Annotated in this window: 21 protein-coding genes; 15 read left to right on the forward strand and 6 right to left on the reverse strand. The window is 63.2% G+C overall.

Going from position 1 to position 18,900, the window contains the following annotated elements; genetic code table 11:
* Nucleotides 1–237: 237 nt before the first annotated feature.
* Entirely contained in the window at nucleotides 238–747 is a 510-nt protein-coding gene (locus NCR37_RS06180) for a universal stress protein (RefSeq protein WP_175940227.1), read from the forward strand.
* Between the two features lie 25 nt (nucleotides 748–772).
* On the opposite strand, the gene NCR37_RS06185 is transcribed toward NCR37_RS06180, so the two are convergent.
* The 3 genes from NCR37_RS06185 to lexA all read right to left on the reverse strand — a co-directional run bounded on the left by NCR37_RS06185 (nucleotide 773) and on the right by lexA (nucleotide 2,602).
* On the reverse strand, nucleotides 773–1,366 hold the full coding sequence (locus tag NCR37_RS06185; RefSeq protein ID WP_250472222.1) for a DUF2939 domain-containing protein: 594 nt from the start codon (nucleotides 1,364–1,366) through the stop codon (nucleotides 773–775).
* Nucleotides 1,367–1,457: 91 nt separating this feature from the next.
* On the reverse strand, nucleotides 1,458–1,793 hold the full coding sequence (locus NCR37_RS06190; protein ID WP_250472245.1) for a hypothetical protein: 336 nt from the start codon (nucleotides 1,791–1,793) through the stop codon (nucleotides 1,458–1,460).
* 140 nt (nucleotides 1,794–1,933) lie between these two features.
* Nucleotides 1,934–2,602 carry a transcriptional repressor LexA gene (gene lexA, locus NCR37_RS06195; RefSeq protein ID WP_175940229.1) on the reverse strand — a complete coding sequence of 223 codons (669 nt, stop codon included), beginning with the start codon at nucleotides 2,600–2,602 and terminating at the stop codon, nucleotides 1,934–1,936.
* A gap of 248 nt (nucleotides 2,603–2,850) precedes the next feature.
* On the opposite strand from lexA, the gene NCR37_RS06200 reads away from it, so the two are divergent.
* From NCR37_RS06200 to NCR37_RS06225, 6 genes are all read left to right on the forward strand, one after another.
* Nucleotides 2,851–3,897 (forward strand): sulfate ABC transporter substrate-binding protein, encoded by a 1,047-nt coding sequence (locus NCR37_RS06200; protein ID WP_250472223.1) that lies wholly within the window; start codon nucleotides 2,851–2,853, stop codon nucleotides 3,895–3,897.
* Between the two features lie 117 nt (nucleotides 3,898–4,014).
* On the forward strand, nucleotides 4,015–4,908 hold the full coding sequence (gene cysT / locus NCR37_RS06205; RefSeq protein WP_250472224.1) for a sulfate ABC transporter permease subunit CysT: 894 nt from the start codon (nucleotides 4,015–4,017) through the stop codon (nucleotides 4,906–4,908).
* Nucleotides 4,905–5,807 carry a sulfate ABC transporter permease subunit CysW gene (gene cysW, locus NCR37_RS06210; protein ID WP_250472225.1) on the forward strand — a complete coding sequence of 301 codons (903 nt, stop codon included), beginning with the start codon at nucleotides 4,905–4,907 and terminating at the stop codon, nucleotides 5,805–5,807. The genes cysT and cysW overlap by 4 nt, the downstream gene beginning before the upstream one ends.
* A gap of 15 nt (nucleotides 5,808–5,822) precedes the next feature.
* A complete protein-coding gene (locus tag NCR37_RS06215) occupies nucleotides 5,823–6,893 on the forward strand; it encodes a sulfate/molybdate ABC transporter ATP-binding protein (RefSeq protein WP_175940233.1) in 1,071 nt (356 codons plus the stop codon).
* 39 nt (nucleotides 6,894–6,932) lie between these two features.
* Nucleotides 6,933–7,859 carry a CysB family HTH-type transcriptional regulator gene (locus tag NCR37_RS06220; RefSeq protein ID WP_250472226.1) on the forward strand — a complete coding sequence of 309 codons (927 nt, stop codon included), beginning with the start codon at nucleotides 6,933–6,935 and terminating at the stop codon, nucleotides 7,857–7,859.
* A gap of 33 nt (nucleotides 7,860–7,892) precedes the next feature.
* Nucleotides 7,893–8,894: an asparaginase gene (locus NCR37_RS06225; RefSeq protein WP_250472227.1), complete on the forward strand. Its 1,002-nt coding sequence runs from the start codon at nucleotides 7,893–7,895 to the stop codon at nucleotides 8,892–8,894.
* A gap of 163 nt (nucleotides 8,895–9,057) precedes the next feature.
* Here the strand turns inward: NCR37_RS06225 and NCR37_RS06230 are convergent, their stop codons facing one another.
* From NCR37_RS06230 to gcl, 3 genes are read right to left on the reverse strand one after another with little or no spacing between them, the layout of a single operon-like run.
* Nucleotides 9,058–9,966, reverse strand: a complete 909-nt coding sequence (locus NCR37_RS06230) for a 2-hydroxy-3-oxopropionate reductase (RefSeq protein WP_250472228.1) — start codon at nucleotides 9,964–9,966, stop codon at nucleotides 9,058–9,060.
* A 28-nt stretch (nucleotides 9,967–9,994) separates the two neighbouring features.
* Complete coding sequence (hyi, locus tag NCR37_RS06235) at nucleotides 9,995–10,795, reverse strand: hydroxypyruvate isomerase (RefSeq protein ID WP_250472229.1); 801 nt, start codon at nucleotides 10,793–10,795, stop codon at nucleotides 9,995–9,997.
* Between the two features lie 44 nt (nucleotides 10,796–10,839).
* Nucleotides 10,840–12,615, reverse strand: a complete 1,776-nt coding sequence (gene gcl, locus NCR37_RS06240) for a glyoxylate carboligase (RefSeq protein ID WP_250472230.1) — start codon at nucleotides 12,613–12,615, stop codon at nucleotides 10,840–10,842.
* A gap of 171 nt (nucleotides 12,616–12,786) precedes the next feature.
* Here gcl and NCR37_RS06245 point away from each other — a divergent pair, with 171 nt between their 5' ends.
* The 8 genes from NCR37_RS06245 (at nucleotide 12,787) to NCR37_RS06280 (ending at nucleotide 18,768) form a co-directional block, all read left to right on the forward strand.
* The gene (locus NCR37_RS06245) at nucleotides 12,787–13,749 is read left to right on the forward strand and encodes a LysR family transcriptional regulator (RefSeq protein WP_250472231.1); all 963 of its coding nucleotides are present in this window, start codon (nucleotides 12,787–12,789) and stop codon (nucleotides 13,747–13,749) included.
* 142 nt (nucleotides 13,750–13,891) lie between these two features.
* Nucleotides 13,892–14,263, forward strand: coding sequence for a 30S ribosomal protein S6 (gene rpsF, locus NCR37_RS06250; protein WP_061117413.1), 372 nt, complete (start codon nucleotides 13,892–13,894; stop codon nucleotides 14,261–14,263).
* Between the two features lie 45 nt (nucleotides 14,264–14,308).
* A complete protein-coding gene (gene priB, locus NCR37_RS06255; RefSeq protein ID WP_250472232.1) occupies nucleotides 14,309–14,608 on the forward strand; it encodes a primosomal replication protein N in 300 nt (99 codons plus the stop codon).
* 2 nt (nucleotides 14,609–14,610) lie between these two features.
* Nucleotides 14,611–14,886, forward strand: a complete 276-nt coding sequence (gene rpsR, locus NCR37_RS06260; RefSeq protein WP_007000150.1) for a 30S ribosomal protein S18 — start codon at nucleotides 14,611–14,613, stop codon at nucleotides 14,884–14,886.
* Between the two features lie 28 nt (nucleotides 14,887–14,914).
* The gene (gene rplI, locus NCR37_RS06265) at nucleotides 14,915–15,370 is read left to right on the forward strand and encodes a 50S ribosomal protein L9 (protein ID WP_175940240.1); all 456 of its coding nucleotides are present in this window, start codon (nucleotides 14,915–14,917) and stop codon (nucleotides 15,368–15,370) included.
* 122 nt (nucleotides 15,371–15,492) lie between these two features.
* Entirely contained in the window at nucleotides 15,493–16,881 is a 1,389-nt protein-coding gene (locus NCR37_RS06270) for a replicative DNA helicase (protein WP_250472233.1), read from the forward strand.
* Between the two features lie 138 nt (nucleotides 16,882–17,019).
* Complete coding sequence (locus NCR37_RS06275; RefSeq protein ID WP_175940242.1) at nucleotides 17,020–17,646, forward strand: DUF47 domain-containing protein; 627 nt, start codon at nucleotides 17,020–17,022, stop codon at nucleotides 17,644–17,646.
* Nucleotides 17,647–17,757: 111 nt separating this feature from the next.
* On the forward strand, nucleotides 17,758–18,768 hold the full coding sequence (locus NCR37_RS06280; protein WP_244848586.1) for an inorganic phosphate transporter: 1,011 nt from the start codon (nucleotides 17,758–17,760) through the stop codon (nucleotides 18,766–18,768).
* The last annotated feature ends 132 nt before the right edge of the window (nucleotides 18,769–18,900 follow it).

The raw sequence follows: 18,900 nt of genomic DNA on the forward strand, positions 1-18,900 counted from the left end.
TGCGCGGGCAGAAGCGGTGCGGCGGGCGAGTCGTTCGAGCATACGGAAAGCCGCCAAGCCTTATGCGACGGGCTTTGACGCAGTCTGGCACGCGGCCCGCTAGTCATGAGCCGAAGGGCGGTGCGCGTTCGGCGCGCTATTGCGTGAAGTTAGCGTTTTCCATCGTTGCCACGTCTGGCGCGGCACAGGATCATGAAGTTACGCCGCAGTCAATCTGCGATGCGGCAGGGAGGCATCATGACAAGCTACAGAAAGATTCTGCTGTGCTACGACGGTTCCAGAGAAGGCCGCAAGGCGCTGCGCCAGGGCGCGAATCTCGCGCTCGACCTCAACGCGGAAACGCACGTGCTCGCAGTGGTCGACATGCGGTCGAGCATCGCGCAGAGCGCCGGATTGCTGACGGATATGGCCTGCGGGCGCTTCGAAGACGCGGCGCGCGATATCTTGCAGGAAGGTGTCGAGTGGCTGCGCGAACGTGGCCTGTCGGCGCAGGGGCACTTCGCGTTCGGTCATCCGATCGACGAAATAGCAGCGCTGGCCGACAGCCTCAAGGTCGATCTCGTCGTGGTCGGGCACCGCTGCCGCAGCGGGCTCGCTCGTTGGTGGATGGGCGCGGGGAACACGCCTTTGCTCGACCGCGTGTCGTGCAGCATTCTGGTTGCCGTCTGTCAGGCAGGCGAATCGGCGGAAGCGGAAGATGCCGCTGCGTATGCCGCGAAGCCCGCGAAGGCCGAAGCGGGCGCCTGAGCGTGAATGGCTGACGAGCGGCGCGTCAGCCGTTGAGGTCGACGGCGACGAGCTTCCACGACACCAGACCGCTGCGGTGAAATATGGCGGAATAACGGGCATCGCCTGCGCCGTGCTGGTACGTCACGACGAACGTGTTGATGCCGCGATAGCCGGCCGTCGTCTGCGGCGGTTGCGGAGCCGAATTAGACGAGCTCGCGGACGCGCTCGCCGGCGCGGACGCGGTCGCATCGGCTTGGCCGGCCGCGGGCGGACGTTCGCCGGGATTGCCGCGCGGCGGTATGCCGTTCAGGATGGCGGCGACTCCGTCCGGCGTCGCATACGAATCGACGAGCGGGCCGACCAGCGCCGCGCCGATCATCGCGCCGATGATTGCGAGCGGGTTGCCGCTCTTCTGCACATCGATGCGCCGCGTGAGCAGCGCGGCGATCTGATCCTTCAAACTGGCGCGCAACGCGGGAAAATCGACGTATTCGTTGACCGTTTGGGCGTCTCGCGCGTCGGCGGCGCGCTTGACGCGGTCCAGCACGATATACGGCGACGCGTAGACGAAGCCGAGCGCCGCGGCAAGCAATACGGCGGCGAGCGTGGCGACAACGAAACGGGCGGTGCGGGACATGAGACGGCCAAGCCTTAGCGGAGGTCAGTGCAGGATTGACCGCGCCGACGCCCGATAGATTCCTCGGCCGCAACCCCGACCCACAGCCAGTTCACGCCACCGTTCCGCCCGTGAGACCGGCGCGCTCTTCGTCGATGCAGCGGTCGATCATGCGCGACACTTCGCTGATCTTGCCGACCATAATCAGCCGCGACTCGCTCCGATACACGCGCACAGGAGTACTGCGCGGCGGCTCCGCGTGGACCGTCTGCGTCAACGATACGCGCGCGAAGGCAGGCTGGCGAGACGGCAGCGCGGGCATGGAGTCGAAGAGATCCGGCGCAGTCTCGGCCCGCAAAGGCGCCGCGCCGCCGCAAGGAATCAACGCACGCAGATGACGCAGACGGCCGAACTGGCGAAAGGGCAGCAAACGGGCAAAACGTTCCATCATGACTCTCCAGACGATAGGACGCACCGCGGCATGCCGCGAGCGGCTGCCGTCCGTGCTAGATGTACTCGAAACGCGCCGCGTCTTGCGTGGCGTGAAGAGACGCACAGCGACGCTTGAACGCGCGCTGCCGCCGCTGACTAGAATTCGCCCGAGCGGATCAGGCCCACTGCAATGCCTTCCAGCGCGAAGTCTCCGCTACCGGACCGCACGAAAATATTCTCGTAGTCCGGGTTCTCCGCGATGAGCTCAACGCCGTCGGGACGACGCTTCCAACGCTTGACCGTGACGTCGTCGCCGAGTCGCGCAACGACGATTTGTCCGTCCTTCGCCTCGGTGCGTTTCTGAACGGCGAGCAGGTCACCGTCCAGAATGCCGGCGTCGCGCATCGACAAGCCGCGCACTTTCAGCAGATAGTCGGGCTTGCTGGAGAAGAGCGCGGGATCGCACGCGTAGTGCTGCGAGATATGCTCCTGCGCCAGGATGGGACTGCCCGCCGCCACACGGCCCACGAGCGGCAACGAGAGCTGCATGATGCTTGCGTGCGGCAACGTGAACTGGTGCGGAACGTCTTCGGACCGGCCTGCGTCGCCAATCAGCCGGATGCCGCGCGACGAACCCGCCGCCAGCTCGATGACGCCCTTACGCGCCAGTGCCCGGAGATGCTCCTCCGCAGAATTCGCGGAGCTGAAGCCGAGCTCAGCGGCAATCTCCGCGCGGGTCGGCGGGAAGCCGGTGCGCTCGATTGCGCGCTGAAGCAGTTCGAAGACCTGCTGCTGACGCGCGGTAAGTTTTGAGGTTCTGGTCACTGGCTCGGGCCTCTCGTGCACTGTATGGATCAACAGATGACTGTATTTTTATACAGTATCTCGCGCTTTTCAAGCATTACTTTAAGTTCAGCTCGAAACCGCAACACGCGCCAACGTCCGGCCGCATGAGAGCATCGACCGCCGTCTTTAGCAGCTTTGGATATAAAAGACTGAAAAACGATTATTTCTGTTCATATAGACCCGCCGATAGACTGATTCCGTCAATTGGATAAGAAGGAGAACGGGGAATGCAAAGCATCAAAGCGGGATTGGGGACCAGAGCACGCAAAGCGCTGACCGCGCTTGCGCTGACGGCGGCGGGCATCGGCGCGATCGTCGCCACGAGCACGCAAGCACACGCGCAGACGTCGTTTCTGAATGTGTCGTACGACCCCACGCGCGAGCTCTATCAGGACTTCAATCAGGCATTCGCCAAGAAGTGGAAAGCCGAAACGGGGAAGACCGTCACGTTCAAGCAGTCGCACGGCGGCTCGGGCGGACAGGCGCGCGCGGTAATCGACGGCCTGCAGGCGGATGTCGTGACGCTCGCGCTCGCCTACGACATCGACGCGCTCGCGGGCAAAGGGCTGGTGGCCCCGGACTGGCAGAAGCGGCTGCCGGATAACGCCTCGCCTTACACGTCGACGATCGTGTTCCTCGTGCGCAAGGGCAACCCGAAGCACATCAAGGACTGGGACGATCTCACGAAGCAGGGCGTCTCAATCGTCACGCCGAACCCGAAAACGTCGGGCGGGGCGCGCTGGAACTATCTTGCGGCCTGGGCCTACGCTCAGCACAAGCCGGGCGGCAATGAGCAAACCGCGAAGGACTTCGTCGCGAAGCTGTACAAGAACGCGGGCGTGCTCGACTCCGGCGCGCGCGGCGCTACGACGAGCTTCGTGCAGCGCGGCCAGGGCGACGTGCTGATCGCGTGGGAGAACGAGGCGTTTCTTTCGCTGAAGGAGTTCGGTCCGGACAAGTTCGAGATCGTGGTGCCTTCGGTGAGCATTCTGGCCGAGCCGCCCGTCGCGGTGGTGGACAAGGTCGTCGACAAGCACGGCACGCGCAAGCTCGCCGAGGCGTATCTGAAGTATCTGTACAGCGACGAAGGCCAGCAGATCGCCGCGCGCAACTTCTATCGTCCGCGCTCGGACAAGGTGCCGGCCGACCTCACGAAGCAGTTTCCGAAGATCAAGCTCTACACCATCGACGACACGTTCGGCGGCTGGACCAAGGCGCAGAAGACGCATTTCGCAGATGGCGGCGTGTTCGACTCGATCTATCAGCCGCAATAAGAGCCGCAGTAAGCGCAAAACGTAAGAAAACCGAAGCGGCGCGCCATGACGCCGCCGGTCACACAAGCATTCGATGACACGCGCTCCCCGGCGCACTGGAACAGGACGTAAGCAAGGATGACGACTTTCACTTTGCGCAAGCCGAGCGCGCTACCGGGCTTCGGCCTGACGCTCGGCATCACGCTGGCGTATTTGAGCCTCGTGGTGTTGATACCGCTCGCCGCCACGTTCGCGAAGACGGCGACGCTCGATTGGGCGCAGTTCGCGCGCGCGGTGACATCGCCGCGCGTGCTGGCGTCGTATCGGCTGACCTTCGGCGCGGCGCTCGGCGGGGCGCTCCTCAACGCGGTATTCGGCTTTCTCGTCGCGTGGGTGCTCGTGCGCTATACCTTTCCGATGAAGCGTATTGTGGATGCCATCGTCGATTTGCCGTTCGCGCTGCCGACCTCCGTCGCGGGCATCTCGCTCGCGGCCGTGTATGCGGGTAACGGCTGGATCGGGCAGTATCTCGCGCCGCTCGGCGTCAAGGTCGCGTTCACGCCGCTCGGCGTGCTGGTGGCGCTGACGTTCATCGGCTTGCCGTTCGTGGTGCGCACGGTGCAGCCGGTGCTCGAAGACTTCGAGCGCGAGCAGGAAGAAGCCGCCGCGTGCCTCGGCGCGACGCGCTGGCTGACATTTCGCCGCGTCGTGCTGCCGTCGCTCTTTCCGGCGCTTTTGACCGGCTTTGCGCTCGCGTTCGCGCGCGCGCTCGGCGAATACGGCTCGGTGATTTTCATCGCGGGCAACGTCCCGATGAAGTCGGAAATCACGTCGCTTCTCATCATCACGAAGCTCGAACAGTACGACTATGCGGGCGCCACCGCGCTCGCCGTCGTCATGCTGTGCGTGTCGTTCCTGATGCTGCTGCTCATCAATACGCTGCAATGGTTCCTGCAACGGCGCACGAGCCGCACGGGCGCGATCCCTGCGCACGCCGCGCAGGCTGTGGCCGCGCAAGGGAGCCACGCATGAGCACGCCCGACACCAAGGCCATCGCGATGAACACCGCTGCGCCGCGCGATGCGCGCACGCTCGATCCCGTCACCGAATCGCGCGCGGTGCGCTGGCTGCTCACGGGCATCGCGCTCCTGTTCCTCGCGCTCTTTCTCGTGGTGCCGCTCGTCGCGGTGTTCGCGCAAGCGTTCGCGAAGGGCATCGACTATTACTTCGAGTCGCTGAAAGACCCGGACGCGTGGTCCGCCATCAAACTCACGTTAACGACGGCGGCGATCGCCGTGCCGCTCAATGTCGTGTTTGGCCTCGCGGCATCGTGGGCGATCGCCAAGTTCGACTTTCGCGGCAAGGCGCTGCTGACTACGCTCATCGACTTGCCGTTCTCGGTTTCGCCCGTGATCTCAGGCCTGATCTACGTGCTGATGTTCGGCGCGCAAGGCTGGTTCGGTCCGTGGCTCGCGGCGCACGACGTGCAGATCATCTTCGCGGTGCCGGGCATCGTGCTCGCGACGATCTTCGTGACGTTCCCGTTCGTCGCGCGAGAACTGATTCCGCTGATGCAGGCGCAAGGCAACGACGAGGAAGAAGCCGCGCATGTGCTGGGCGCTTCCGGCTGGCAGATTTTTCGCCGCGTGACGCTGCCGAACGTGAAGTGGGGCCTGCTGTATGGCGTGATTCTCTGCAATGCACGCGCAATGGGCGAATTCGGCGCGGTTTCGGTGGTATCGGGCCACATTCGCGGACAGACCGACACCATGCCGCTGCACGTCGAGATTCTCTATAACGAATACAACTTCTCGGCCGCGTTCGCCGTCGCCTCGCTGCTCGCGTTGCTTGCGCTCGTGACGCTCGGACTCAAGCTCGTCGCGGAACGCCGCATGTCGCAATCGCTCGCCGATGCAAGCGCGAAGAACTAAGGCAAAGGACACATCATGAGCATCATCGTTCGCAATCTACAAAAGCGCTTCGGCGACTTCACCGCGCTCGACAACGTCACACTCGACTTTCCCGCGGGCGAACTTGTCGCGCTGCTCGGGCCGTCCGGATGCGGCAAGACCACGCTGCTGCGCGTGATCGCGGGCCTCGAATATGCCGATGCCGGTCAAGTCGTGCTCAATGGCGAAGACGTCGCGCAAGTGGGCGCGCGCGACCGGCAAGTGGGCTTCGTCTTTCAGCATTACGCGCTGTTCCGGCACATGACGGTCTTCGAGAACGTGGCGTTCGGTCTGCGCGTGAAGCCGCGCCGCGAGCGTCCGTCGGAAGCGGTGATCCGCGAGAAAGTGCACGAATTGCTGAAGCTCGTCCAACTGGACTGGCTCGCGCAGCGGTTTCCTTCGGAGCTCTCGGGCGGGCAGCGGCAACGCATCGCGCTCGCGCGCGCACTCGCTGTCGAACCGAAAGTGCTGTTGCTCGACGAGCCGTTCGGCGCGCTCGATGCGAAGGTGCGCAAGGAACTGCGAAGCTGGCTGCGCCGCCTGCACGACGATCTGCATATCTCGACGCTCTTCGTCACGCACGATCAGGAAGAGGCGCTCGAAGTGGCGGATCGCATTGTCGTGATGAATCATGGTCGGGTGGAGCAGGTCGGCAGCCCGCAGGATGTGTACGATCATCCGCAGACATCGTTCGTGTATGAGTTTCTCGGCGCGGCGAACCGCCTTCAGGGTCATGTCGATGCGGGCGGTTTCGTCGCGGATGGCGCGGCGCAAGCCATCGCCGCGCAAGCGCATTTCAGCGGCCGCGCGCTCGCTTATGTGCGGCCGCACGACCTCGCGCTGTACCGCGCCGACGATGCCGCGGGTCTCGCGCATCGCGACGGTATCGTGGTCGGCGTGCGGCGCGTGGTAACGCTCGGCGGCTCGGTGCGTGTCGAACTCGAAGGCGACGCGGGCGGCGTCCTCGAAGCAGAACTGGATCGGGAAGCGTGGCGCGCGCTGAAGCTCGATATCGGTGATGGCGTGCGCGCCGTGCCGCGCGCGCTGCGCGTCTTTCCGGCGCAATGAGACATCCATAAAACGGCAGCAAGACAAGAGAGGCGAACCATGAACTTCCAGCAACTGCGCTTCGTGCGCGAGGCCGTGCGTCAGAACATGAATCTGACGGAAGTAGCGAACGTGCTGTACACGTCGCAGTCGGGCGTGTCCAAGCAGATCAAGGATCTCGAAGACGAACTGGGCGTCGATATCTTCATTCGGCGCGGCAAGCGGCTCACCGGCCTGACCGAGCCGGGCAAGCAGGTGCATCAGCTGATCGAACGCATGTTGCTCGATGCGGAGAACCTGCGGCGCGTGGCGCGCCAGTTCGCGGATCAGGACAACGGGCATCTCGTGGTCGCCACGACGCATACGCAGGCCCGCTATGCGTTGCCGAAGGTAATCCGTCAGTTCACCGAAGTGTTCCCGAAAGTTCATCTGGCGCTGCGGCAGGGCAGTCCGCAACAGATCGCGCAGATGATCGTGAACGGCGAGGCGGATATCGGCATCTCGACTGAAGCACTCGACCGCTATCCCGACATCGTCACGTTTCCCTGCTATTCGTGGCACCACACCGTGGTCGTGCCGAAAGATCATCCGCTCGTCGGGCGCAAGGACATTACGCTGGATCAGATCGCCGAATATCCGATCGTCACCTACGATCAGGATTTCACGGGGCGTTCACACGTCGACCAGGCGTTCGCGAGCGCGGGCGCGATGCCCGACATCGTGCTCACCGCCATCGACGCGGACGTGATCAAGACGTATGTGGAACTGGGCATGGGCATCGGCATCGTCGCGGCGATGGCCTATGACGCGAAGCGCGACACAGAACTCGTCGCGCTCGATACGCAACACTTGTTCGAAGCGAGCACGACGCGCGTGGGCTTGCGCAAGGGCGCGTTCCTGCGCGCGTATGCGTACCGGCTGATCGAAATGTTCGCGCCGCAACTCGACGAAGCGCAGATCGCCGCGCAGCTGCGCGAAGCGGCCTGAAACAGGCATGCCGGCTGATTTACAATCGCCGGCATGAACACACAGACTCTCCCTCGCATCGCCGTCCTTGCAACGGGCGGCACGATTGCCGGACAGGCCGGTGATGCTGCGTCCACGGCCGGTTATAAGGCAGGCGTCGTAGGCGTCGACAAGCTGCTCGACGCCGTGCCTGCGCTCGCATCCGTCGCGCGAATTCATGCCGAGCAGATCGCGAGCATCGACAGCAAGGACATGAGCCTTGCGCTCTGGACGAGGCTCGCCGCGCGCATCAATCAGCTCGCCGCGCAGGACGACATCGACGGCATCGTCATCACGCATGGCACCGACACGCTCGAAGAAACGGCGTATCTGCTGCACTTGACCGTGAAGAGCGCGAAGCCTGTCGTGCTGACCGCCGCGATGCGGCCATCGACCGCGCTATCCGCCGATGGCCCGCTCAATCTGCTCAACGCGGTCACGGTCGCCGCTTCGAAGCATGCCGCAGGGCAGGGCGTGCTCGTCGCGTTCAATAACCAGATCCACAGCGCCCGCGATGTGACGAAGACGAGCACGTATGCCGTCGATGCCTTTCGCTCGCCCGAGACCGGCGTGCTCGGTTTCGTGCAGGACGGCCGCGCGGAATTCCAGCGCACGGTGACAAAGCCGCATACGACGGCGAGCGAATTCGCCGTGACGAATGAATGGCCCATGGTCGAAATCATTGCGAGTTATGCGGGCGCTTCTCGTGTTGCGGTCGATGCGCTCGTCGCGGCGGGCGTGAAGGGAATCGTCGTCGCGGGGACGGGTAACGGTTCGATGCATGCGAGCATCACGGAAGCCGTGAGCGATGCGGTGAAGGCGGGCGTCGCGGTGGTGCGTGCATCGCGCGTCGGTTCGGGACATGTGATGCGCAACGGCGCAGCTAGCGACGATGCGCTCGGCACGGTCAGCGCGGGAACGCTCAATCCGTACAAGGCGCGCGTGCTGTTGACGCTGGCTTTGTCGGCCGGCGTGAAAGACGCAGCGGCGCTGCAACGGCTCTTCGATACCTACTGAACGCAATCCGACGCGGACACCCGACGGCAAACCGTCTGACCGACCAAGGCTAACCCGGCGCGCCGCCGGATGCCGCTCTCGGACCCCACTTGCCGCCCTCAGCCCAGAGCGGCATTTGTCCCGCGTGCCCATACGCGGGACGCCCCACGGTTCAGGTGCGAGCTTATGCAGCGGCCTTCGCTTGCTGCGGTTCTTCCGCCACCTGAAAGTTCGACATGATCTCGAGCGCGCGCACGAGCGCCGAGTGATCCCACGCTTTGCCGCCATTGGCCGCGCACACGCTGAACAACTGCTGCGCGCTTGCGGTGTGAGGCAGCGCGAGGCCCATCTTGCGCGCGCCGTCGAGCGCGAGATTCAGGTCCTTCTGATGCAGTTCGATCCTGAAGCCGGGATTGAATGTGCGCTTCGTCATGCGCTCGCCGTGCACTTCGAGAATGCGCGACGACGCAAATCCGCCCATCAGCGCCTTGCGCACGCGTTCCGGGTCGGCGCCCGAGCGCGACGCGAAAAGCAATGCTTCCGCAACCGCTTCGATGTTTAGCGCGACGATGATCTGATTCGCCACCTTGCAGGTCTGACCGGCGCCGTTGTTGCCGATGAGCGAGATGTTCTTGCCCATCAGTTCGAAGAGCGGCTTGGCGATGTTGAACGACTTCTCCGGGCCGCCCACCATGATCGTGAGCGTCGCTTCGCGCGCGCCGACTTCGCCGCCGGACACGGGCGCATCGAGGTAATCGCAGCCGAGCGCGTTGATTTTCTTCGCGAACTCCTGCGTGTCGAGCGGGTTGATCGAACTCATGTCGATCACGAGCTTGCCCTGGCTCAAGCCGTTGGCCACGCCGTCATCGGCGAACAAGACGTTGGCGACATCGGGCGTGTCGGGCACCATCGTGATGACGATCTCGCTTGCCTGCGCGACGGCCGTCGAGTCCGCGAGGACTTTCGTCTGCGCACGGATATCGTCGGGCACCGGATACTTGCCGTTCACGACGAGCGCGTGACCGCCCTTGATGAGGTTGCGCGCCATATGCGCGCCCATGATGCCGAGTCCGATGAAACCGATCGTTGCCATACTGTGTGCTCCTCCTTTGTGTTGTGGTTCAGGCAGCGGCGCGCGCCTTGTCCGTTGCAATCGAGCGCAGCCAGCCGAGCCCGGCTTCCGTGCCCGCGAGCGGCTTGTACTCGCAGCCGATCCAGCCGTCGTAGCCGATCGAATCGAGCAGATCGAACAGGAACGCGTAGTTGATTTCGCCGGTGCCGGGTTCGTTGCGGCCGGGATTGTCGGCGAGCTGAATGTGCGCGATAGACGGCAGGTTTTTCTTGATCGTCGCGGCTAGTTCGCCTTCCATGCGCTGCATGTGATAGATGTCGTATTGCAGGAAGAGATTGTCGGAGCCGACCGCGCGAATCACGTCGAGCCCTTCGTGCGAACGGTTCAGCGCAAAGCCCGGAATGTCGTATGAATTGCACGGCTCCACGAGCAGACGGATGCCTTCCCGCTTCAGCGCGTCGGCGGCAAAACGCAGGTTTTCGATGATCGTTTCGCGCGCCTGTTGCGCCGAGACGCCTGCTGTCGGGATGCCGACGAGGCAGTTCAGTTGCGGCACGTTCAGCGCCTTCGCGTATTCGATCGCGCGCGGCACGCCGTCGCGAAACTCGGCGACGCGATCCGGCAGACACGCGATCCCGCGCTCGCCTGATTCCCAATTACCGGCGGGCAGGTTGTGCAACACGATCTGCAAGCCGCTGTCCTGCACGCGCGCTTTGATATCGCTGACTGAGTACGGATACGGAAACAGGAATTCGACTGCTTCGAAGCCCGCGTTCGCCGCCGCGGCAAAGCGGTCGAGAAACGGGACTTCGTTGAAGAGCATCGTCAGATTCGCGGCGAATTTCGGCATTGTTCTTTTCCTGATGGTCGGTCAGTGGGTCGTCAGCGGATGCTTCAGTCGAGCGGCGTGACGGCGGTCGGCGCGTCGGCCTTGCTTTCGGCGAGCTCTTCGAACTCGTTGATCCCGTCGATCTCGGTGCCCATCGCGATGTTGGTCACGCGTTCGAGAATCATCTCGACGACGACCGGCACCTGATGTTCCGCCGCGAGCGCCTGCGCTTGCTTCAGCGCACCGGCGATGTCCTCCGGCTTGAACACGCGCAGCGCCTTGCAGCCAAGGCCTTCGGCGACTGCGACGTGATCCACGCCGTAGCCTTCCAGTTCCGGCGCGTTGATGTTGTCGAACGCGAGCTGCACGCAGTAGTCCATGTCGAAGCCGCGCTGCGCCTGACGAATGAGACCGAGGTACGAGTTGTTCACGACGACATGCACGTACGGCAGCTTGAATTGCGCGCCGACGGCAAGCTCTTCGATCATGAACTGGAAGTCGTAGTCGCCCGAGAGCGCGACGATCTTGCGCTGCGGGTCCGCCGCGCGCACGCCGAGCGCAGCGGGAATCGTCCAGCCGAGCGGGCCGGCCTGACCGCAGTTGATCCAGTTGCGCGCCTTGAACACGTGCAGAAACTGCGCACCGGCAATCTGCGAAAGACCGATCGTCGTCACGAAGCAGGTGTCGCGGTCGAACGCCAGATTCATCTCTTCGTAGACGCGCTGCGGCTTCATCGGCACGTTGTCGAAGTGCGTCTTGCGCTGCATCGTGCGCTTGCGCTGCTGGCAGTCGGCGACCCACGCGCTACGGTCCTTGAGCTTGCCTGCGGCCTTCCATTCCTTCGCCACTTCGACGAAGAGTTCGAGCGCCGCCTTCGCATCCGAGACGATGCCGAGATCCGGTCCGAACACGCGGCCGATTTGCGTCGGCTCGATATCGACATGAACGAACTTGCGGCCCTTCGTGTAGACCTCGACGCTGCCCGTATGCCGATTCGCCCAGCGATTGCCGATGCCGAGCACGAAGTCAGACGCGAGCATCGTCGCGTTGCCATAACGATGCGACGTCTGCAAGCCGACCATGCCGGCCATGAGCGGGTGATCGTCGGGAATGGCGCCCCACGACATCAGCGTCGGGATGACGGGCACGCCCAGCGTTTCCGCGAATTGCACGAGCAGGTCTTCGGCCGCCGCGTTCAGCACGCCGCCGCCGGACACGATGAGCGGCTTCTCGGCGTCGTTGAGCATCGCGAGCGCCTTTTCGATCTGCGCGCGCGTCGCTTTCGGCTTGTAGACAGGCAGCGGCTCGTAGGTGTCGATGTCGAACTCGATTTCGGCGAGCTGCACGTCGATCGGCAAGTCGACCAGCACGGGGCCGGGGCGGCCCGAGCGCATCAGATGGAACGCCTGCTGAAACACGCGCGGCACGAGCGCCGGCTCCCGCACGGTCACGGCCCACTTGGTCACGGGCTTGGCGATCGATTCAATATCGACCGCCTGAAAGTCTTCCTTGTAGAGACGGGCGCGCGGCGCCTGGCCGGTGATGGCGAGGATAGGGATCGAATCCGCTTGAGCCGAATAGAGGCCCGTGATCATGTCCGTGCCCGCCGGCCCCGACGTGCCGATGCATACCCCGATGTTGCCGGGCGCGGCGCGCGTATAACCTTCGGCCATGTGCGACGCGCCTTCGACGTGGCGCGCGAGCACGTGGCTGATGCTGCCCGACTTTTTCATCGCCGAGTAGAACGGGTTGATCGCGGCGCCCGGCACGCCGAACGCGGTATCGATACCTTCCTTTTCCAGCACGAGGACGGCTGCGTCGACGGCTCTCATCTTGGCCATGAATGTCTCCTTCCTTCAGTCTCTTTCCGTTATCGCTGTCTGCATCGAAGCAGGGTTCCGTTGCACTTTAAGATTGTGAAAAAGGTTTGATAAGATCAGTCGGAGTCGCTTTTTCCCAAACAAAAAGTTTCGAATGACGCAGCGGCGCGGCTCGGCACAGGAGACAAGGAAATGGACCGCTTCAAGCAGATCGAGACATTCGTGCGCGTCGCGGAAGCCGGCAGCCTCGCGGCGGCGGCGCTGGAAGAGGGCGTGTCGCCGGTCATTCTCGGACGGCGCATCGACGCGCTCGAAAAGCGTCTCGGCGTCAAGCTGATGTATCGCTCGACGCGGCGGCTGGTCGTTAGCGAAGAGGGCGCGGCGTTTCTGGACCGCTGCAAGAATCTGCTCGCCGAGTGGGATCAGGCGGAGAACGAACTCGCGGCGGGGCGGCGCGCGGTCGGCGGGCATCTGATCGTGTCGGCGCCGGCGGCGTTCGGGCGCATGCACGTCGCGCCGCACGCGCCGGCGTTCCTCGCCGACAAGCCCGAACTGCAGATGTCGTTCAATCTGACCGACCGCGTCGTCGATCTGGTGCGCGAAGGCTACGACCTGTCGATTCGCATCGGGGGCACGGTCGATCCGAACTTCGTCGCGGTGAAGCTGGCGAGCAACCGGCGCGTGGTGTGCGGCACGCCTGCGTATTTCCGCAAGCACGGCAAGCCGAAATCGCTCGACGATCTGCCGAATCACAACTGCCTCGCGTTCAACCTGCAAGGCGGGCAGAACCGCGGCTGGTATTTCCGGCGCAACGGCAAGCTCGCAACCGTGCGCGTGAGCGGCAACCTCGACTGCAACGACGGGGAATTGCTGCATCGCTGGGTGTCGGAAGGACTCGGGCTCGGCTGGCGCTCGACGTGGGAGATACAGCGGCAACTGGCGGCGGGCGAACTGGAAACCGTGCTCGACGAATACGAGCTGCCTGACTACGACATTCTGGCCGTCTACCCGCAACAACGCTACGTGCCGGCGCGCGTGCGCTACTTCATTGATTATCTGAAGGAAATCTACGCGCAGCCCGGTTATTGGAGCCGCGCGGCCGAGCCGCCCGGCGAAACGCATCGGCAGACGGATGCACGCGCGCTAAATGATTGAAAAAGCGGCGAAAGTCAGTCGGAAAACTCCGGTTTGGCTTGCCGTCCGGCGGCAAAACGGTATATACTCGCTGACTTCTCACTTGCCGCACCGGTCCGACGCTCGGGCGGCTTTAATCCACAAGTAGCCACAAGGAGTGAATATGCGTCATTACGAAATCGTCTTTATCGTGCATCCCGATCAAAGCGAGCAAGTGCCCGCGATGATCGAGCGTTACAAGAGCACGATCACGTCGCACGGTGGCCAGATCCACCGTATCGAGGACTGGGGCCGCCGCCAACTGGCCTACATGATCGAGAAACTCGCGAAGGCTCACTACGTCTGCATGAACATCGAATGCGACCAGGCGACGCTCGAAGAACTGGAACACGCGTTCAAGTTCAACGACGCCGTTCTGCGCCACCTCATCGTCAAGATGAAGAAGGCCGAAACCGGCCCGTCGCCGATGATGAAGGAAGTGCAGCGCGAAGAAGCCAAGAAGGCGGCCAGCCAGCCGTCCGAAGCGCAGGCTTAAGGACAGTTCAACACTGTCAAGCCACCAGGGAACCGAGACTTACTCGTGAACCGGCTGCAACTGACAGCGAGCGTCGTGGAACGCGAACCGGTGCGATACACGCCCGCCGGCATCCCGATCGCAAGCTGCACGTTGCAACACGCGGCGGAAGTCGTCGAAGCGGGCATCGCCCGGAAAATCGAACTGACACTGCCCGCGGTCGCCGCCGGAGAAGCGAGCGGCAGGCTGGAAAACTGTCCGATGGGCGTCGAAACGCGCTTCACCGGCTTTCTGGCGAAAAAAGGCCGTAACTCCCGAACCCTGGTGTTTCACATCACAGAATTGCAGGACATTGGAAAGGACTGAACATGCCCCGCCCGACTGGTAAGAAATTCGACAAGCGTCGTCAGCAACAAAACCCGCTCTTCAAGCGCAAGAAGTTCTGCCGCTTCACGGCAGCCGGCGTCGAGTACATCGACTACAAGGACACGGAAACGCTGAAGGACTTCATCGGCGAAAACGGCAAGATCACGCCGGCTCGTCTGACTGGCACGAAGGCGCACTATCAGCGCCAGCTCGACACGGCAATCAAGCGGGCGCGTTTCCTCGCGCTCCTGCCGTACACCGACCTGCACAAGGCCTAATCAGACGACGCATAAGGAATAGCCAAAAATGCAAATCATTCTTTTGGAAAAGGTCGTCAACCTGGGCAACCTGGGCGACATCGTCAAGGTCAAGGACGGCTACGCACGTAACTTCCTGATCCCCGGCAAGAAGGCTCGCCGCGCGACCAAGGACGCGATCGCCGAATTCGAAGTTCGCCGCGCCGAACTCGAAAAGAACGCCGCTGAAAAGCTGGCTGCAGCGCAAGCTCAAGGCGACAAGCTGAACGGCTTCACGGTTCAGATCTCGCAGAAGGCGGGCGTCGACGGCCGTCTGTTCGGTTCGGTCACGAACGCGGACATCGCCGAAGCACTGAAGTCGCAAGGCTTCGCGGAAGTGGAAAAGGCGCAAGTGCGTCTGCCGCAAGGCCCGCTGAAGATGGTCGGCGACCATCCGGTTCAAGTGGCGCTGCACACGGACGTCGTGGTCGACGTCACGGTGTCGGTGCTCGGCGAACACGCCTAAGTTTCACGCGAGGCTTTGGCTTCGCGAGCAGTAAGAAAGGGCAGGAACCTTCGCGGGTTCCTGCCTTTTTTGTTTGTCCGATCAATACACCGCATGGCCGATTTCGTCGATAATTCCACCCCATGAACGCACCGTCCAAAGATCCGCAACTCGACGCGCTGAAGGTTCCGCCGCACTCGATCGAAGCCGAGCAATCGGTGATCGGCGGCTTGCTGCTGGATAACGCGGCATGGGACCGCATCGCCGACGTGATGTCGCAGAGCGACTTCTATCGCTACGACCATCGCATCATTTACGAGCACATCGGCAAGCTGATCGCCGCGACGCGGCCGGCCGACGTTATTACCGTCTACGAATCCCTCACGATGGCCGGGAAGGCCGACGAAGTGGGCGGCCTCGCGTATCTGAACGCGCTCGCGCAGAACACGCCGAGCGCGGCGAATATCCGCCGCTATGCGGAAATCGTGCGCGACCGCGCGGTGCTGCGCCGTCTCGTGTCCGTGGCGGACGAAATCTCCGCCGACGCGTTCAATCCGCAAGGCAAGGAAGTCCGGCAGATTCTGGACGAAGCCGAAGCGCGCGTGTTCTCGATCGCCGAGGACGGCGCGCGCGGCACCCAAGGCTTCCTCGAAATTGGACCGCTGCTGACGCAGGTCGTCGAGCGCATCGACACGCTTTACCACACCGCGAACCCGAGCGATGTCACCGGCACGCCGACCGGCTTCGTCGATCTCGACCGCATGACTTCCGGCATGCACGGCGGCGAACTGATTATCGTGGCGGGGCGTCCGTCGATGGGTAAGACGGCGTTCTCGATGAACATCGGCGAATACGTGGCCGTGGAGTACGGCTTGCCCGTTGCCGTGTTCTCGATGGAAATGCCCGGCACGCAACTGACCATGCGTATGCTCGGTTCGGTCGGCCGGCTGGATCAGCACCGCATGCGCACGGGCCGTCTCACCGACGAAGACTGGCCCAAGCTCACGCATGCCGTGCAGAAAATGAGCGAGGCGCAGCTTTTCATCGACGAAACCGGCGGCCTCAATCCGATGGAATTGCGCTCGCGGGCGCGGCGCCTGTCGCGCCAGTGCGGCAAGCTCGGCCTCATCATCGTCGACTATTTGCAGCTGATGTCAGGCTCAGGCGGCGGCGAGAACCGCGCAACCGAAATCTCTGAAATCTCGCGTTCGCTGAAGGGCCTCGCGAAGGAACTCGACGTGCCGGTGATCGCGCTGTCGCAGCTCAATCGCGGTCTCGAGCAGCGTCCGAACAAGCGGCCGATCATGTCGGACCTGCGCGAATCCGGCGCTATCGAGCAGGACGCGGACGTGATCCTCTTCATCTACCGCGACGAGGTGTATAACCCTGACAGTCCGGACAAAGGCACAGCGGAAATCATCATCGGCAAGCAGCGTAATGGTCCCATTGGGCCGGTTCGCCTGACGTTCCACGGCCAATACACGAAGTTCGACAACTTCGCCGGCGTCCAGAGCTTCTACGGCGGCGAATAGCCTCGTTCGCGCAAGACTGTCAAGCCTTCTATCAAAGCCCTACGCACGCGGCGTCCGAGCGCGGTGCGCGGGGTGCTGGGCGCAGGTACAATATGTCGGTTTGATGTCAGCCTCATTGACCCATCTATCGGGACTTTCATGTTCGGTCGTTTCATGCCCACCGAGGGCAAATTCTTCGAGATTTTCAACGCGCACGCGAAATGCATGGTCGATGCAAGCCGCGAGCTCGAACTGCTGATCGACAACCTCGACGAAGCCGAGGTTCACAAGCAGAACGTCCAGACCAACGAAAAGCGTGCCGACAAGCTCACGCACGAAACCATCGATCTGCTGCACAAGACGTTCATCACGCCGCTCGACCGCGACGAAATCCACAAGCTCATCACGACGATGGACGACATCCTCGACCTGATGGAGGACGTCGCCACGGCCATTTCGCTGTACGACGTGCGCGCGGTGACATCGGAGGCGAGCCAGCTCGCGCATATCTGCACGGCCACGTGCCTGCGCGTGCAGCAGGCCGTGAGTCTGCTGGAAGACATGAAACGCGCGAGTGAGATTCTCAAGATCTGCGAAGAAATCGACCGCCTGGAGTCGGACGCGGACCGCGTGCTGCGCTCGGCCATGTCGAAGCTCTTCCGCGAAGAAGACGACGTGAAGACGCTCATCAAGCTCAAGGCGATCTACGAGCTTCTGGAGACGATCACCGACAAGTGCGAGGATGTCGCGAACATCATCGAAGGCATCGTGCTGGAAAACGCCTGATCATGCCGCCCAAGCCCGTTCGCGCAGAACTGACTGGACTGACTGCATGCGGCGGGCGATGACGACACAGACCGGCCGTCAGTACAGCGCCGGTCAATACCACACCAACTGATGCATTCGATTCAACTCGCTATCTGGGCAGTCGCTACGCTCGTCATGGTCGCACTCGTGTTCGACTTCATGAACGGCTTTCACGACGCCGCCAACTCCATCGCGACGGTCGTTTCGACCGGCGTGCTGAAGCCGCAGCAAGCGGTCGCGTTCGCGGCCGCGTTCAACGTCATTGCGTATTTCATCTTCCACCTGAAGGTCGCCGCGACGGTCGGCAGGGGAACGATCGACCCGGACATCGTCGATCACTACGTCATTTTCGGCGCGCTCGTGGGCGCAATCGGCTGGAACATCGTCACGTGGGTGTACGGCATTCCGTCGAGCTCGTCGCATGCGCTGATCGGCGGGCTCGTCGGCGCCGCGCTCGCCAAGTCGGGCTGGGGCTCGCTGAACTGGGACGGGCTGCTGAAGACGGTCGCGTTCATCTTCATCTCGCCGCTGCTCGGCTTCGTGCTCGGCTCGTTCTTCATGCTGCTGGTGTCGTGGCTGTATTTCCGCACGCCGCCGTCGAAAGTGGACCGGCGTTTCCGGCGGCTGCAACTGCTTTCGGCTGGGCTGTATTCGCTCGGGCACGGCGGCAACGACGCGCAGAAGACAATCGGCATCATCTGGATGCTGCTGATCGCGACGGGCTACGCCTCCGTAGGCTCCGACGCGCCGCCGATCTGGGTCATCGGGCTCTGTTATCTGTCGATGGGGCTCGGCACGCTGTTCGGCGGATGGCGCATCGTACGCACGATGGGCCAGAAGATCACGAAGCTCAAGCCCGTCGGCGGCTTTTGCGCGGAGACGGGCGGGGCGATCACGCTCTTCGTCGCGTCGTTCCTCGGCATTCCCGTTTCCACGACGCACACCATCACCGGCGCCATTGTCGGTGTCGGGGCGACGCAGAAGTTCAGCGCGGTGCGTTGGGGCGTCGCGGGCAACATCGTGTGGGCGTGGATTTTGACGATTCCGGCTTCCTCGGCGCTCGCCGCGGCGGGCTGGTGGATCGGACACCGCTTCCTGTAGCAGTCACCTTGGCCCGGGGGGGGGGGGGGGGGGGGGGGCGCGGGGGGGGGGCGCGGGGGGGGGCGCACACCCTCCCGCCGTCTGTTTGGCCGCGCCCCAGACTTCACTCGGGGGGGGGGGCCGCACAACGCC

It is taken from the genome of Caballeronia sp. GAFFF1, assembly GCF_023630705.1.
Lineage (GTDB): Bacteria > Pseudomonadota > Gammaproteobacteria > Burkholderiales > Burkholderiaceae > Caballeronia.